This is a genomic window from Photobacterium sp. DNB23_23_1 (genome assembly GCF_052873815.1).
This window is the reverse complement of sequence record NZ_JBNNXT010000029.1, coordinates 35,348-50,829: the sequence shown is the minus strand read 5'-3', so window position 1 is coordinate 50,829 and position 15,482 is coordinate 35,348. Positions and strand designations below refer to the sequence as shown.

The window sequence follows — 15,482 nt, the reverse complement described above, 5'->3', positions numbered from 1 at the left end:
CTTTCTTCGTTCACCAACAAGGAAATAGAATGAAATCCAATTTGTTTAAAGCGGGTAAACCGCAACTTATTGCTGCTGCAGCGTTAATGATCGCATCTTTTAGCGCTTCTGCTGAAGAGAAAGTGACTCTAATGCTGGACTGGTTCGTTAACCCAAATCATGGCCCGATTATTCTTGCAAAAGAGAAAGGCTGGTTTGCTGAGCAAGGGCTGGAAGTGCAAATTCAAGAGCCCGCGGACCCAAGCGTCCCGGACAAGTTAGTTGCAGCTGGTCGTATCGATCTTGCTGTTTCATACCAAAGTACACTGATTTCCAGTATTGCGGCTGATCTACCTCTCGTCCGTTCAGCAACCTTAATTTCAGGTCCATTGAACTCATTGATTGTTCTAGATAAGTCAGGCATTAAATCAATGGCTGATCTGAAAGGAAAGAATATAGGAGTTGCTATTGGCGGGAATGAAGACGCGACTATCGGTACGATGCTGCGCTCTGAAGGCGTTGATATGAACAGCGTAAAGATTATCAACGTCGGCTGGGCGCTATCTTCTTCGCTGGCCTCTGGAAAAGTGGACGCCATTTGGGGTGGACTACGTAACTTTGAACTTAACCAACTGGCTATCGAAGGCTATGACGCAACAGCTTTCTACCCAGAAGAACATGGCGTGCCTCCTTATGATGAGCTTATTTTTGTTGCCAACAAGCATAATTACAACCCAGAAACCATTAACAAGTTCAACACTGCAATCGAAAAAGCCACGGTCTACCTAATCAACCACCCAGAGCGAGCGTGGGAAGAGTTCGCTGCCTACTCACCAGATACGTTAAATAACGAACTAAACCGCCGAGCTTGGGAAGATACATTAACCCGCTTTGCCCTACGCCCTGGTGCCGTAGAGCTAAAACGCTATGACGAATATGCTGAGTTTATGAAGCAGTATGACATCATTAAAACGCTGCCAAAAGCCCAAGACTACGTGCTGACATTTTAAGCATTACCTATTTAAGCTTTAAGGACACATCATGAACTATCAAGATCTGATCAGCTACTGCCAGCAAGACTGGAATGATTATACCGAGCATGATTTCGTTAACCAATTGGCGATGTCATCGCTAAACAAGCATGCTTATTTGCACTACCTCAAGCAAGATTTTCTGTTCCTAAAACACTATGCCCGCGCTTATGCTTTAGCTATTTTTAAATCTACAACCCTTGAAGAAATGCGCGAGCCCTTGCCAAGCCTTACCGCACTTCTAGAAACTGAGATGTCACACCATGTTGAGTATTGCTCTACATGGGGGTTGACCGAAGCGGATATGGAGGGAGAGCCTGAGGATTTCGGTACTGTCAGCTATACACGCTATGTATTGGATACAGGGATGGCCGGTGACCGTACCGACTTATTCGTTGCACTGGCACCTTGTGCGATAGGTTATGCCGTAATAGGCAAGCGTCTTGCGAACTGGCAACAAACAGTCCTAGAAGGCAACCCATACCGAAGCTGGGTTGAGTTGTATAGTGGTGAGGATTACCAAAACAGCGTTGACGAAACTATTCGTCGGTTAAACAAGATGCTTAAAGAAGTCCCACTTCACAGCCAACGTGGGCAACGTTTGTGTGAAATATTCAAAACGGCTACTCGTATGGAGGTTGCCTTCTGGCAGCAAGGCATGAATGCCGCAAAATAAATAATATAATGATAAGCCCTGCTGTAGGCAGGGCTTGCACACCATTATTCAACGGTTATATTAAAAGCTTAAGCCAACAAATGGTCCTTAAAGCCTAGTTCGATTAACTGTTCAAAGGCTTGCCAGACCTCATCTGGGATTTCCTGCTCTACAGAATATCCATAGCTCGGGTAAACTTTTATCCGCTGTAAATCACCCAACATGACATTAATTATATCGCTGTACGACAATGCCTCGTTTGGGTATTCATCAAAATCAATATTCGGAGAAGATACTGCTACCTTTTTGCCCGGCCAGTTCTGCTGAAAAGTTGCATAGGCGCGTCTTTCCATAAATGGCTTTTGGACAAGAATCAGACTTTCTGGGTTTAAGCCCTTCATTTCAAGCAATTCACGAGTAAACTGAATATTCTCACCGGTATTTGTCGATTGAGGCTCAAGCAAGATCGCTTGCTCTGGTACACCCATATCCAACGCCAATTCAGCAAATGCTTCGGCTTCAGAACCTTTATACATGCCTCGCGTTAACTCACCTTCGCCGCCAGAAAATACGATGTATGGAGCGAAACCATCAAGAAACAATCTTGCCGCATGTTCTGCCACTCGAATATCGTTACTACACAACACAAAGATACAATCACTAGGGACGAGAGTGTGGTTTAAGTGATGATAGTTCCACACTGTTGTTGCTAAAGCATGCACACTTGATGGCATTCCAATACTCCTTATTGCTAAAAGGCGAAAAGCTGCCTGATAAACAAGCAGCAAGTAAGGATATCATGAAGAGGTTGGATGACTATTGAGTGACAATCAACGTTGCGAATCCATTGAGTTAGCGTAGCCACCACTCAGGAGTAAGGGTACAGCTCTTATCACCCAGCATCAGCCATCCTTGATCAGCTTCGATCGTTAATTGAAGGTTCATTGAACGTTCAACCATAGACTCGAGTTCTGCGAGGGTCTCATCATTGAAGAAAACCACTGAGATATTGCCGTATTGGCTAATTTTTGCTTGATGCTGTTTCCACCACACAGGAGCAGCGTTATCACCGTATGCAACAATGATAACTTTATCCGACTTATGAGCGGCTTTCTTCAGTCGCTTCTCGTCGGGCAACCCCAGGTCAATCCAAAGCTCGATATCATCAGTCAGGCTTTTCTTCCATAATGCTGGCTCGTCCGCCTCACAGAGTCCTTTCGTATACTGCAAATCCTCATCAGCATTGAAGCCCCATGCAACCAGGCGAAGCATCAGGCGTTGCAGCGTTTCTGATGGATGGCACGCCAGTGTATGTTGTTTATCGATGTACACATGACGGTCAAGATCCGCAACGTTAAACTGAGCTTTGTAGATAGTGGCTTTAAGTGCCATAAGAATATCCTGGGAAAATATAAAAATAATACAAAATGATATGCGCAGTGTAGATTGAACAAAGAGAAGGTTCAATTTCAATTAACTAGCAAGCGCTAAAAAAACAATTTATAGGTAATTAAAAGATAAAATATAACAATTAATGAACATTTTTACGTTCTTTTAACTGCCTTGGTTCATTTTTCAACCAAATTAAATACACTAAAACAGCCTGCAACAATTTGTTCCTTGGTACGCTTAGGCAACCGTTTGATGCGATATTCAAGCTGCATTGCTAACCGTTTATCACCCACACATTCAGACCAAGATAATTGTAATGGTCCCTTCCCTTTTAAGAATTTGGCCCCCCGCTTGGAAGACTGGTGCTCATTAAACCGCCTTTCGACATCTGTTGTGACACCACAATACAATTGATTTGCTGCCGTCCTAATCAAATAGACCGACCATTTCCCAACTTTATTCGATTCAGTCTCGATCTCTTTTGGCTGATCGTGCTGAGTGCCAGTCATGTTTTTGTTTACCCTTACAAAAAAGCCCAGCGATTGCTGGGCTGAAGTTAAGCCGTTGCTATTGAACACTCATGATGTCAAAGATTCAAGCAGCTCTTTCAATTCTTGTAGTTCTTTTTTAAGCTCTACCACCTCACCTTCCAATGCCGCCAAACGCTCTGAGGTTGGCGAAGAAGGGGCTCCTGAAGCAAATGCCTGGCTTTGCTGCTGCAGAGCTTCGATATCGACCTCACCACTAAGCAAGTGCATATAACGAAAGTCGCGTTTCCCCGGCTCTTTCGGCAACTTCACAACAAATGGCCCTTTAGGGTGTTCTGACAGTTTATCGAGTACTGACTCAACTTCCTTCACATCAGAAAAGCTGCAAAGTCGATTAGTACGTGTACGTAGTTCGCCCGGCGACTGAGCACCGCGCAGCAACATTACACAAATAATCGCTTTTTCTTGTTGGCTAAACTGGAAAGTACTGAACTCTGTGTTACAGAAACGATGCTGGTATTTTGCAACCCGACTCCCCGTTCCTGCGGTAACTTCTTGAATAAATCGCTTGGCTTTTAATGCTTCTATCGTATCTTGCACCGTGGCGTCATCTAGCGACATCACTGGTTCACGGTTACTCTTTTGATTACAAGCTGTCGTCAATGCATTCAGTGTTAATGGGTACTGATCAGGTGTGGTCACCTCTTTTTCAAGCATGCAACCTAACACGCGTGCTTCTGTCTGCGAAAAGCAAATATCCATGATCTTCCCTCACCTTTTTCTTCTTTACAATACAAATTCCATTGAGCATAGACGATATCAAAGCGGTATCTGCACAAAGGATTCACTGCTACCCAAGAGAATATATACTGCTTAACAGCAGATTATCATTGCGGTTAGTTACAGCAAGCAGTGAAAAGGGTATTTGGCTGTAAAACAGCCAAATACCCCATGATAAAGTGCAAAGTGTTAAGTAGCTCAAAGAATAAGGGTGGACGAGGGTATAAAGCCCTAAGTAAATTCAGCAGCAACAAATCGGTTACGTCCTTGCTCCTTGGCTTTGTAAAGCACACGGTCAACTATTTGGTACATGTTCTCCACTGTCTCTAAACCAGTTGGTACCCAAGACACCATCCCTTGGCTGACGGTAACAATTTCAGCCGTAGTCGATTTGGAATGGGGAATTTCAAGTTTCTGTATACACTCTTTAAGTCGCTCGCACTCACGAACCGCACGTGTTTTGTCACAGTTACTTATGGCGATCACGAATTCTTCACCGCCGTAACGGGCCGCAAGTTCGCCGGCTCGACTGAAGTTCTTCTTAAGCTCAGATGAAACAGCTTGCAAGCATCGGTCACCTTCAAGGTGCCCATAATGATCATTAAATAGTTTAAAGTGATCGACATCCAACATGATTAGGGTAAACGGGAAGTTATTACGGCCATGCCAAGAGATAAACTCAGCAAGTTTTGTATCGAGGTAGCGACGGTTCGCCAGTTTTGTCAGGCCATCTTCATTCACCTGTTGTGAGAGCCTTTCATTGGCTTGCTCTAGGCTTTTTGTTGTATCTTTTAGTTGATGACGCATATGAGCAATTCGCTGCATCGCTTTTAGTTTTGCAGCCAGTACAATTTTATTTACCGGTTTCACAATGTAATCATCACCGCCCATGTCAATGGCCTTGGCAATCATCTCCGGCTCGTCGTGACCGCTAAGGAAGATAATCGGCACCCATTCAGGGTGCTGGATTCTTATTTGCTCAGCAACCTCAGTACCACTCATATCCGGCATACTGACATCGAGCAAAAGCAAATCAGGATCAAACAGCGGATATTTTTCGATGGCCTCATGACCGGAGGCGACGGCTTCGACTACGTGCCCCAATCGCTGTAGCCGCATAGCCAGTTGCATTCTTTCTAGATGCACATCATCAACCAGTAATATCCGCATCGCTTCCATTTAAGCATCCTATTGATATTTTGACTATTCCTTAAACTATTTATAGCACAGATTAACTCGCCTTTTCCCTATCTTCGATAACTTTGTACAACATGTTAGACAATCATCAGCGCCCTACAAGTTCAAACAAGCGCATATATCCTTTTATCCCTCAATAAGGCTGTTAGCAATAAACAGCCCAAAAAGGTTTAAACGTGAGCAATCTAACGTGACTACCGCGGTTATTGCGCTATCTTATACCCATGTTACTGCAAGTAGCTTAGGTATATATGTTGACTTTTAGATAGAGGGCTTTAGGATTCCCTCCCTTAAACAATTCATGCTTTAGGAATTAGCTATGTCTGACATCGAGAAAAAAGAAGATCAAACCATTGAAGAAGTGAAGTTCACTCTTGACGATTGCTCTCCAGAACTACGTCAAGTTGTTGAGTTTGAAGAAGTACCAGAAGAGCTTCTTGACATGCTAATTAACGTTTACAAAGCGTCTGAACCAAGTTCACGTGAAGCTTGGGATCAACTACCAGCAAGTGCACAAAATGTACTGGATAATTTCGAGCAGTTCCACGCGTTGGTAGCTCTTAGCCAAAGTTACTCAGGTGTAGACTTCCTTGGTGAAATGCAAGAAACAGAAAAGCCTTCAGATATGACTGAAGAAGAGTACACCGACTATAAAGCTGTAACGCTTGATAGAGTCCTTCACAACTGTGTGAAAGATATGGGTAAGCAACTGAAAAAAGCCCGTCGAAACCCGCCAATGAAGCGTGAGTTTCTGGAAATTTTCAAGAAATAAGTATTATACAATTACGTATTGTTTAATTATCGGGAGGGCCTTAGGCCCTCCCTGTTTTTATTGGGAGCAATCATACCAACCGACATAAATATTTGATCAACGACTTATCCAGATTGGTAGCATTCCCGTACCATTTGTTTTTTTTCATGATAAAATAAATGCCTTGAATTAATCAGGCGTCCCCCGAGTAACCTTAAACGCCAATCAACCACTACAATACCCTATAAGAGATGGTTTCTGAGGTACGAATGCCTGGTCAAAAGCAGTTCAAATTTACCAATGGGCTTAATTTCATTCCTGCGTTAGGAGTAATAAAATCTAATAGTACCAGTCAAAAACTCAACCTCTCTGAACAACACATCTTGCTCTATCTTATTGAGCATGAGACCCATCCGGTGACGAAAGACGATTTGCTCAAGGCTGGCTGGCCTGATCGTGTTGTATCTGAAGCATCGCTATTTCAAGCTATCCGTAGCCTGCGCGTAAAACTCCAGGAAAAGACTAAAGGCGAGATCATCGAAACCCTGCCCCGTGTTGGTTATCAAATTACCCAAGTCAGCACCGAAAAGTATTCGGACTTATCGACTTCAACGGTCATAAAGAAGACAGCCCCTTTTCTCCCCTACCTCTCAATCGGTTTACTTTGCGCTATTTTATTGATGGTTGGGGGTTACCTATGGCAAACAGGATACAAATATCCGGATAAAACCCAGTACATCATCCGTACTACCATGTTGCAAAATGGCACTGTAACATTGGTATCAACCAGTGAAGAAGGTGTTGTTGAGCTGCAAACGAAACTTAATGAAATGCATCAAGATTATCTCCAACTAGAGAACGCTCCGGACTTGAACAACATAAAGTTTTACGCCTATAAAGGCCCTGACTCCTATTCCCTTGCATGGTGTCGCATTGACGAAAACAAACTCTGTTTGCCCCAAACTGATTTTTCATATCAGATCAGCAAAGATGATTGGAAAATATTCTCCCGTGAAATGTTTAAGGAATTACCTCTTTCCCGGCCTTACCCAGTAATTCAAACAGATCTTGCCCGTAAACCGACATCGCAAGTCTACATGAACTATATTGACAGTTCAGGTATCGACTCAAAAGTGATATATCACTACATCACCAGAGATGAAGTAAACACATTTAATTTTTCCTACCTAAACTTTATTTCTGAAGAAAAAACCGGCTATCACCACGCGTTGTCTATCAGCTCAGCGACATTAACCGTGATAGAGAATGAGTCACCGTTTATTTCTACCATAGAGCTCAAGCCGATGATGTATCATTGGGCATACCAAGCAAGTGAATCCCTCACTGAACGCTTGTCGACGGCACTCGCATCTGAGCATAAACTCAAAGAGCACTTTCTCCGTAAAAAAGTTAGCTATAACTATCTAATTTATCATCAGGCTCATCTTGATTTGATTTTAAATGATCAGGTGGGTATTTTTTGGGTCCATAATAGTGAAAAAGATGCCAAAACCTTTAACTACAAACGACAAGCGGCGAGACAATGAGTTCGCCGCTCAAAAATCGACATACAGAAGCTTGTATACTCAAGTAACTTGGGTATACAAGCTAACTTAAAAAACCAATGTTCATTTTCTTTATTTGTGATATTTTCGACATAAGATAAGGCACCCTGTTTGAGCGCAGTATCATTCCAACGTAGGGATAGGTATTAAGGTACAAATATAACTGAAACAGAGCACGCCAATAACGAAATAAATGAAACGAATCTCGCTACCTAGCACTTTAGTTAGCCTAATTAACGGTGAGTGGTAAGATGCCAGTATAGCTTTTCCACGTTCTGCCAGTATTTTGATAGACTTAACTTAAACATTAGCGATAAGCGCACTGCAAATTGCCTGCGTAAATAATAAGATAGAATAATATGATATTTAAAAACAAACACTTTAAGCGAGCATGTTATTTTTTCCTGCTATTTTTCTTCTCCGGTTGCGCCGTCTATGCAGGGCTAAACTTAGATCAACTGTTTGGCAAACCTCAGCCTCAGGAAAGAATTGCCGCAGCATCGTCACCCATCGCAAACCACTATATTGATACCGTCAAACCAATCATCGAAAACCGATGTGTTGTTTGTCATGCTTGTTATGATGCGCCTTGTCAGTTAAAGATGTCATCATCCGAAGGCATCGATCGTGGTGCCAGCAAGGAGAAAGTCTATCAGGGTACTCGCCTGCTCGCGGCCAATACCACGCGTATGTTTATTGATGCCCAGTCAACCAGAGAATGGCGTGACAAAGGCTTCGCCCCCGTATTGAACGAGCGAGTCCAGACTGAAGAAGCCAATACCCAGGCCGGTGTCATGGCGCGCATGCTTAAGCTTAAACAGTCACATCCTCTTCCGGGGCAAGAAGTGCTTAATCCAGATGAATGGGACTTTTCACTGGACCGCGATCAGCAGTGCCCTACCATCGAAGAAATGACCAGCTATGAGCAAAACTACCCTGAGTGGGGGATGCCCTATGGTCTACCGCAAATAAGCGACAAAGAAAATCAGGTACTGATGAACTGGCTCGCCAATGGTGCCTTTATGGCAACCGCACCGCCGCCAAACGCGAAGACCTTGAAAAAGGTCGCTGACTGGGAAGCTTTTCTAAATGGAAGCAGCCTGAAACAGCAACTAACCAGTCGCTATATCTATGAGCACCTGTTTGTTTCTCATCTCTATTTTTCTGATGATTCGCAACCAATTTTTTTCAATCTAGTCCGCTCTCGAACTGCACCAGGGAAACCAATTGACCTTATTGCTACTCGACGTCCTTATGATGACCCCGGCGTTGATCGTGTCTACTATCGCTTCCAACCCGTTAGGGAAACTATTGTCGATAAAACCCATATGCCTTACGCGCTTAGCAGCGCCAAATTGGCTCGCTTCAATACATTGTTTATCCAGCCGAAGTATGAGGTAGCATCACTACCAAGCTATCATCCGGATGTCGCAGCCAACCCTCTGATCTCATTTAAACAGATACCGGTTGATAGCCGCTACCGCTTTATGATCGACAATGCCCAAAACACCATAATGGGCTTCATTAAGGGGCCGGTTTGCCGCGGGCAACTTGCACTTAATGTCATCAACGATCACTTTTGGGTATTCTTTGTCGACCCTGCCATGGCCAATACACCTTCTGTCGATGAGTTTTATGAATCACAGGCAGGGAATCTAAGGTTACCAGCGGAAAATGAAAGTAACACCCTACCGGTGGCCAATTGGATTTCTTATTCCAAACAACAAGGGCGCTTCCTTAAAGCAAAGAATGCGTTTCTTAATACTGCTTTTAAAAATGGCGAGCACCTAACCACTGAATTAATTTGGGATGGTGACAACTACAACGATAATGCCAGTCTCACAGTCTTTCGCCACTTTGACAGTGCGACGGTCACTAAAGGCCTGGTTGGCAGTCAACCGAAAACGGTTTGGGTTATTGATTATTCACTCTTGGAACGTATCCACTACCTGTTAGTCGCTGGCTTTGATGTTTATGGTAATTTTGGCCACCAACTTGTCACACGTATGTACATGGACTTTTTACGTATGGAAGGCGAATCGAATTTCCTCTCTTTACTGCCAACAGATGTACGTCACCAGCAACTCGCTTATTGGTATCAAGGGGCTAATAAACACCTGACAGAATACCTTCAAGGGAATATCAATGAATTTGATCAGCCGACAGGTATCAAATACCACACATCACACCCTAAAAATGAGCTTTTAGGTATGCTGCAGAAGAAGCTAAACGTTGTTTTGCCCGACCGATACGATTTCACTCAATCCAAATTAAACCAAAATGGCTCATTGGCTCTCTATAAATTAAACCGTATTAGTGGAAAGCAAGCTAGCTTGCTACCAGAAATTACTTTTATCATGGTCGAGCCCACTCAACCGGAGCAACAAACAGAGTTATTTACCCTGATCCGTAATAGCGCCCATAAAAATATATCCAGCCTGTTCGATGAGGAATCTAACCGGCTCCATGCGCAAGATAATGTCACTTTGGTTCGAGGTCTGCTAGGAAGCTACCCTCGGGCATTCTGGCATGTGAAAGAAGCGGATTTAGCATCAGCGGCAAATCAAATTAGTACGATTCAAACAGAAGAAGACTATCGCGCTTTCCTTGATAAATATGGCGTTCGCCGGACCGCCCCAGACTTTTGGTCGTTCAGTGATAAATTAAATGAGATAAACCAGCAAATGTTTCCGATTGAAGCAGGGCTGCTTGACTATAACCGGATAGAGAACCGGTAATCTAAAATCGATACTTAAATCGCGTTATAGCAATCTGGGTAAGAAATTGATCAAGTATTTATGTAGGCTGGTATAAATAAATGAAAATAAACAACACACAATGTAGCGAGTATGTATAAACCGGGTAAAATAGGTAAATTTAAATCACGACAAGGAAGGAGCCTGCCATGACCCAACCCCAGCAGTATGCTGTGTGGGATAGTTATATCCGCGGTTATCACTGGTTACAAGCTTTCACTATTGGCGGTTTATGGTACACCGGCACAGAAGGCCTAATGGACTGGCACTTTAGCCTAGCGTACTTATTACTGACTCTGTTAACCACTCGATTGATTTGGGGGGTAATTGGTAGTGAAACGGCGCAGTTCCGCCACTTCATCCGCTCTCCTAAAATAGCGATTCAATATTTAATCGCTACAGTGCGTGGCAACCACAATGATAAAAGCACATCATCACCAGGCCATAACCCAGCAGGTGCTTATATGGTTGTAGCTTTCATGCTTCTGCTTGTTACTCAGCTTTCTACCGGCTTATTTGCCAACGATGATATTATTTCAGAAGGGCCTTTTGCCCATCTGGTCAGTGGTGAAACCAGCAGCTTCCTGACTGATATTCATGCCCTAAACTTCAATGTGATCCTCGGAGCTATCTGTATACATTTAGCGGCGATCACTCTCTACTTTTTGCGTAAAGACAACCTCATTACCCCAATGTTGACCGGAAAGAAAGTTCTGGACGGCGATACCCTCCCGAAAGTGGTCAGTGGTATTTTAGCTTGGGTGATATTCCTTATTATTGGCACTATCGTCTATTTTACCCTCGCGCAAGACGTTGTAGCATATCTATTTTAATCAAAAATGCCAGGCTAACGTCTGGCATTTTTAGCTTTTCGAGTACTTTAAAAGCTAACGATATTTATAGTCACTATGGCAAGACTTACAGTTCTTAGCCGCCTCTCCAAATGCACGTTTGGTTGAACGCTCGTCACCCTCCAGCGATACTTTAGCCAAGTTAGCCATGTCACCTTGAAACTTATCTAACTTAGCACTGAAACCTTCCCAGTCTGACCAAATTTCAGGCTTCGCTTTTGTCTCGCCTTTATCAGTACCGGTTACTTTGAAGGCTTCTTCAGGCATATAAGTCAGCTGTGAAATAAATTGAGCACGCTGGCTGAATGTTTGCTGATCCCAATCTTTGCGGCCTTTTACCATTTCTGCCAAATCACCAAAATTAGTTGCGATCATTGTAAACGCGGCTTGACGATATTCTATTGCATCTTCAGGCTTCTCAAACGGCGACGCTGAAACACCGGCAGCAAACATTATACACCCAGCGATCATTACTTTTTTCATGACTTTCTTTCCCTTTGTTATTATTCCGTTTTTGGTAACACTGGTCATTAACCCCACCGTAAGGTAATGTGCTTAGTGTCATATGGAAATGATACAGAGGGATAAAAACATGTAAATACTTTGATTGTAAATGTTACAAAGATTTACAATCAAAGTATTTGACCATTTCTCCTCTGGTCTCATCTATTGCAAATACAAAATCATGGTGTTTTTGATAAAACTCAATTAGCTGTGGCATTCTATACAATTGGATACTGAGCCCTCTCAATTTTCGGCGTTTTGCCTCTTGTTCCAAGATATGGATCAATTGTGAAGCTAGCCCCATATTACGGTATTTAATTGAGACCCAAAGCGTTCCAAAATACAGCGTTTCAGACTGCTCTGTCGGTTCCCGGTAACAAGCGCCTGCAAGGTATTCATCTTCATTTTTAATAAAAAGATAATGGTTACCCAGATCTGTCAGGCTCTGAATAAATTGCTCATATGAGTCAAATCTAACATAGGGTTTGCCAACAAACGCTTCATATTCAGCGAAAGCATCATTTATTGTTTCCCATATTTGTTTACGCTCACAATCAGATAACGAAACAACATCTGGCTGGATTACCCCTGGCGACATTCTTTGTACATTAGCCATAGCTTCACCTAGCAATACTCAAACAAGCACTTGTAACTAACAAATGTTATCATGGCCGAAAACATAACAAAGAGCAAAGTCATGCTAGGAACACTCAGTAAAATGAAATCTCAACTCGGTGACGTCGTTGAATATCAACTTCCCGTTGGCGATGAGTTACTACCTCTAAACCCACTAATTGGGAAACATCTTAAGCTGACTCACACGGGTAATATTTATTGTGATGCCTGTGGTAAAAAAACCAAAAAAAGCTATTCGCAAGGCCACTGCTTTCCATGTATGAAAAAGCTAGCCCGCTGTGACATGTGCATCATGAAACCGGAAAACTGCCACTATGCAAAAGGTACCTGCCGTGAACCAGAATGGGGTGAGGCCAACTGCATGGTTCCTCATTATGTATACCTTTCTAATACATCAGGACTAAAGGTGGGTATTACCCGCCATACCCAATTACCAACCCGCTGGATTGACCAAGGTGCTACCCAGGCATTGTCAATTCTGAAAGTAAAAACACGCCAAATTTCCGGATTGGCAGAAATCGCACTAGCTGAATTAGTGGCTGATAAAACGAATTGGCGTGCCATGTTAAAAGGCGATAATGTTGATATGCCTCTTCAAGACGAAGCACAGCGCCTGCTGCCTGAGATAGAACAACGTATTAACGAGTTGCTTGAGTTATACGGGGAAGGCGCTGTCGAGAAACTCGAAGAGGATATCGTTACTATCCACTATCCAGTTAATGTACACCCGAAAAAAATCACGTCGCACAACTTTGATAAAGAACCTGTTGTGGAAGGTACGCTAATGGGGATTAAAGGCCAGTATCTGATTTTCGATACCGGTGTGATCAACATTCGAAAGTTCACCAGTTATGAGGTCACGGTAGAAACAGCTGTAGACTAAAAGCTTAATACAATGCATCCAAAACGGCTGTTGTCACCTACATGTAGTGACAACAGCCGTTTATCTGTATGGCTAAATGGCTTGGCTAGAATGTCTATTTTGCTTTAGGTTGAACAAACTTCCTGTTGCTATCTACCACAGCAACATCCCGAATAAAATTCACACCCAATACGATTCCTTGCCCTGCGCCAAGAGCAAATTCGGTCAACTCATTGAGCTCACCTAGTTTTGCTCTAAGCTTAACAACCGCCTGTGGGTTTTCACTTTTTTTCGATTTGAGCCAACGCTCGACCGGTAACTCAACGTCTTTGCCACCAGCATTGAATTTCACCCAGTCTTTACCATCGCGCTCAAAAGCCTGTAAATTACTCACGCCAATAGATGAAAGCGTTTTTCCATCATCAACCTTGGCCCGAATATGCTGCTGAGCTTGGGCTATCCACAACCATTCTTCATTACCTAAAATCAACTTGCCATCGTCAGTTTTGGTCACCACCGGTTGAGGCTTAGGTTCTGGTTTCACTTCCGGTTCAGGTAACGGTTTAACTTCCGGCTCAGGTATAGGTTCTGGAGTAACAGGCGTCCCTGTATCGACAACCGGTGGGGTGACAGGCTGCTCGATGCCCCCTCCCCCAATATCCGGTTCAGGGGTTGTTTCTGTCTGCCGCCCAGATTGCTGAGCACAACCTGCAAGCAACAATAGCGCAACATATGTAACCACTCTTCTCATTAATCTCATCCCTACAACATCAAGGTTCGTAATATGATCAAACATTTTTTTATTTAGTTATATATACCATAGTACGCTCAACTAATGGCATCATCAAAATATCAGCGTCAAGCGTTCCCCAAGATCACATTATAAAACATAGCCATACTCAACACTTAATGTTTGATCGAACTGAGACAGCTTGTTTTGAATCCAAGCCTCATCATACCACCCTATATTCCGACTATGCTTAGCATCGTCCCACAAACTAAAATACCAACGCCGCAACTCAAAACCCGGTGCTAATGGCATCTCTTGCTTATAGCGCTCAGCAAGCTGCATTTCTGGCCTCACATCCAATAAATGGAAGAGATCCATTTCACGGTGTTTAAAACCAACATCGCACGGGTCCAGGATAGCAGTAACTTCAAATGACTTTGGATCAACCAGAATATTACCAACGTGGCAATCATCATGGATCAGCGAAGATTCCGGTAACGCTTCAGATAAAATATGGTCTCTCTTCTGCCATAAAGAGTGATACTTTTGCTTTTGCACTGGCGTGAAAGGAGAAGCAGCACTGGCAACATAGCGATAAACAGGCTCCATCCAGTGAGAGAAAGCCTTGCTTAAGCTTGGATCAAACCTTCCACTCTCCAATTCGAAGCCATTGGGTTCCGAGATACTGTGTAACGTATGTAGTAACTCAAGGTAGCTCTCTGCAAAACGCTGGACCGCATCCTTTTCATTGGGAATTTGATGTGCTGAAATCCCTTCTAACCACTCAAGCATAATAAAATCGTAGCCTTCTTCCCGGCCAAAAAATAATACTTCAGGAACTGGGCATGGTAATGCTTGACGCAAACGTTCCAGACCTTCAATTTCTTTTCTTAACCGCCCTATTTCGTGCGAAAACTTAACAACAACCTTACTATTGCCTGATGCCAAGAAAACAACACAACCATAAAATGTTTCTTGTATTTCAAACACTTGGGGAGTTTCACGAAACATTGTTTTAAAGCTAAGCTCTGCAATCCTTTTTAGTTGCAATCTATTCAATCTGACTTCCTTTTCACTCGTTAACTTTACTCGGTTAAAGCAATGATTTTATATGGATAATTTTAGCTTCACCTTGTAATACCATAACCTGTTAGAAGTCGTTTTGGATTCACCATGGTCAATAATGAGTTCAAGCTCTCACAAATAGTGCTTTTGACTGAAAGAAAACAACAGAAGGTTTACCAAAGTAGCTGTAAACGGTTTGATTTGGCAAGAATTGATGGGCGATAGCAACGCTCTGGCTTG

The 15,482-nt window shown here is 43.1% G+C and carries 16 protein-coding genes; 7 read left to right on the top strand and 9 right to left on the bottom strand.

From position 1 onward, the window contains the following. Positions 1 to 29 precede the first annotated feature (29 nt). Together ACVA53_RS17120 and tenA are read left to right on the top strand one after the other, a co-directional pair. On the top strand, positions 30 to 989 hold the full coding sequence (locus tag ACVA53_RS17120) for an ABC transporter substrate-binding protein (RefSeq protein ID WP_255043180.1): 960 nt from the start codon (positions 30 to 32) through the stop codon (positions 987 to 989). Positions 990 to 1,020: 31 nt separating this feature from the next. After that, on the top strand, positions 1,021 to 1,686 hold the full coding sequence (gene tenA / locus ACVA53_RS17115; RefSeq protein ID WP_255043179.1) for a thiaminase II: 666 nt from the start codon (positions 1,021 to 1,023) through the stop codon (positions 1,684 to 1,686). A 68-nt stretch (positions 1,687 to 1,754) separates the two neighbouring features. Here the strand turns inward: tenA and ACVA53_RS17110 are convergent, their stop codons facing one another. From ACVA53_RS17110 to ACVA53_RS17090, 5 genes are all read right to left on the bottom strand, one after another. Next, positions 1,755 to 2,399, bottom strand: coding sequence for a YdcF family protein (locus ACVA53_RS17110; protein ID WP_255043178.1), 645 nt, complete (start codon positions 2,397 to 2,399; stop codon positions 1,755 to 1,757). Between the two features lie 118 nt (positions 2,400 to 2,517). Next, the gene (locus ACVA53_RS17105; RefSeq protein ID WP_446505745.1) at positions 2,518 to 3,057 is read right to left on the bottom strand and encodes a YaeQ family protein; all 540 of its coding nucleotides are present in this window, start codon (positions 3,055 to 3,057) and stop codon (positions 2,518 to 2,520) included. Between the two features lie 176 nt (positions 3,058 to 3,233). Continuing rightward, positions 3,234 to 3,566: a GIY-YIG nuclease family protein gene (locus ACVA53_RS17100; protein WP_255043176.1), complete on the bottom strand. Its 333-nt coding sequence runs from the start codon at positions 3,564 to 3,566 to the stop codon at positions 3,234 to 3,236. Positions 3,567 to 3,635: 69 nt separating this feature from the next. Then, positions 3,636 to 4,307: a YceH family protein gene (locus tag ACVA53_RS17095; RefSeq protein ID WP_255043175.1), complete on the bottom strand. Its 672-nt coding sequence runs from the start codon at positions 4,305 to 4,307 to the stop codon at positions 3,636 to 3,638. A gap of 249 nt (positions 4,308 to 4,556) precedes the next feature. Further along, positions 4,557 to 5,504, bottom strand: coding sequence for a GGDEF domain-containing response regulator (locus ACVA53_RS17090; protein WP_255043174.1), 948 nt, complete (start codon positions 5,502 to 5,504; stop codon positions 4,557 to 4,559). Between the two features lie 337 nt (positions 5,505 to 5,841). On the opposite strand from ACVA53_RS17090, the gene ACVA53_RS17085 reads away from it, so the two are divergent. From ACVA53_RS17085 to ACVA53_RS17070, 4 genes are all read left to right on the top strand, one after another. Continuing rightward, positions 5,842 to 6,294, top strand: a complete 453-nt coding sequence (locus ACVA53_RS17085; protein WP_255043173.1) for a DUF3069 domain-containing protein — start codon at positions 5,842 to 5,844, stop codon at positions 6,292 to 6,294. Between the two features lie 248 nt (positions 6,295 to 6,542). Then, positions 6,543 to 7,820, top strand: coding sequence for a winged helix-turn-helix domain-containing protein (locus tag ACVA53_RS17080; RefSeq protein WP_446505744.1), 1,278 nt, complete (start codon positions 6,543 to 6,545; stop codon positions 7,818 to 7,820). Positions 7,821 to 8,197: 377 nt separating this feature from the next. Beyond that, positions 8,198 to 10,576, top strand: coding sequence for a fatty acid cis/trans isomerase (locus ACVA53_RS17075; RefSeq protein ID WP_255043171.1), 2,379 nt, complete (start codon positions 8,198 to 8,200; stop codon positions 10,574 to 10,576). Positions 10,577 to 10,743: 167 nt separating this feature from the next. Further along, the gene (locus tag ACVA53_RS17070) at positions 10,744 to 11,427 is read left to right on the top strand and encodes a cytochrome b/b6 domain-containing protein (protein WP_255043170.1); all 684 of its coding nucleotides are present in this window, start codon (positions 10,744 to 10,746) and stop codon (positions 11,425 to 11,427) included. A gap of 54 nt (positions 11,428 to 11,481) precedes the next feature. Here the strand turns inward: ACVA53_RS17070 and ACVA53_RS17065 are convergent, their stop codons facing one another. Both ACVA53_RS17065 and ACVA53_RS17060 read right to left on the bottom strand, forming a co-directional pair. Next, entirely contained in the window at positions 11,482 to 11,928 is a 447-nt protein-coding gene (locus tag ACVA53_RS17065; RefSeq protein WP_255043168.1) for a c-type cytochrome, read from the bottom strand. Between the two features lie 133 nt (positions 11,929 to 12,061). Further along, positions 12,062 to 12,565, bottom strand: coding sequence for a GNAT family N-acetyltransferase (locus tag ACVA53_RS17060; RefSeq protein WP_255043167.1), 504 nt, complete (start codon positions 12,563 to 12,565; stop codon positions 12,062 to 12,064). 81 nt (positions 12,566 to 12,646) lie between these two features. Between ACVA53_RS17060 and ACVA53_RS17055 the strand changes: the two genes are divergently transcribed. Beyond that, positions 12,647 to 13,468, top strand: a complete 822-nt coding sequence (locus ACVA53_RS17055) for a DUF2797 domain-containing protein (RefSeq protein WP_255043165.1) — start codon at positions 12,647 to 12,649, stop codon at positions 13,466 to 13,468. A gap of 94 nt (positions 13,469 to 13,562) precedes the next feature. On the opposite strand, the gene ACVA53_RS17050 is transcribed toward ACVA53_RS17055, so the two are convergent. Then, positions 13,563 to 14,198 carry a putative ATP-dependent zinc protease gene (locus tag ACVA53_RS17050; protein WP_446505743.1) on the bottom strand — a complete coding sequence of 212 codons (636 nt, stop codon included), beginning with the start codon at positions 14,196 to 14,198 and terminating at the stop codon, positions 13,563 to 13,565. 129 nt (positions 14,199 to 14,327) lie between these two features. Further along, a complete protein-coding gene (locus ACVA53_RS17045; RefSeq protein ID WP_446505742.1) occupies positions 14,328 to 15,236 on the bottom strand; it encodes a phosphotransferase in 909 nt (302 codons plus the stop codon). Between the last annotated feature and the right edge of the window lie 246 nt (positions 15,237 to 15,482).

Coding starts and splice junctions, on each gene's coding strand:
- ACVA53_RS17120 (WP_255043180.1), top strand. CDS start 30: ATGAAATCCAATTTGTTTAAAGCGGGTAAACCGCAACTTATTGCTGCT.
- tenA (WP_255043179.1), top strand. CDS start 1,021: ATGAACTATCAAGATCTGATCAGCTACTGCCAGCAAGACTGGAATGAT.
- ACVA53_RS17110 (WP_255043178.1), bottom strand. CDS start 2,399: ATGCCATCAAGTGTGCATGCTTTAGCAACAACAGTGTGGAACTATCAT.
- ACVA53_RS17105 (WP_446505745.1), bottom strand. CDS start 3,057: ATGGCACTTAAAGCCACTATCTACAAAGCTCAGTTTAACGTTGCGGAT.
- ACVA53_RS17100 (WP_255043176.1), bottom strand. CDS start 3,566: ATGACTGGCACTCAGCACGATCAGCCAAAAGAGATCGAGACTGAATCG.
- ACVA53_RS17095 (WP_255043175.1), bottom strand. CDS start 4,307: ATGGATATTTGCTTTTCGCAGACAGAAGCACGCGTGTTAGGTTGCATG.
- ACVA53_RS17090 (WP_255043174.1), bottom strand. CDS start 5,504: ATGGAAGCGATGCGGATATTACTGGTTGATGATGTGCATCTAGAAAGA.
- ACVA53_RS17085 (WP_255043173.1), top strand. CDS start 5,842: ATGTCTGACATCGAGAAAAAAGAAGATCAAACCATTGAAGAAGTGAAG.
- ACVA53_RS17080 (WP_446505744.1), top strand. CDS start 6,543: ATGCCTGGTCAAAAGCAGTTCAAATTTACCAATGGGCTTAATTTCATT.
- ACVA53_RS17075 (WP_255043171.1), top strand. CDS start 8,198: ATGATATTTAAAAACAAACACTTTAAGCGAGCATGTTATTTTTTCCTG.
- ACVA53_RS17070 (WP_255043170.1), top strand. CDS start 10,744: ATGACCCAACCCCAGCAGTATGCTGTGTGGGATAGTTATATCCGCGGT.
- ACVA53_RS17065 (WP_255043168.1), bottom strand. CDS start 11,928: ATGAAAAAAGTAATGATCGCTGGGTGTATAATGTTTGCTGCCGGTGTT.
- ACVA53_RS17060 (WP_255043167.1), bottom strand. CDS start 12,565: ATGGCTAATGTACAAAGAATGTCGCCAGGGGTAATCCAGCCAGATGTT.
- ACVA53_RS17055 (WP_255043165.1), top strand. CDS start 12,647: ATGCTAGGAACACTCAGTAAAATGAAATCTCAACTCGGTGACGTCGTT.
- ACVA53_RS17050 (WP_446505743.1), bottom strand. CDS start 14,198: ATGAGAAGAGTGGTTACATATGTTGCGCTATTGTTGCTTGCAGGTTGT.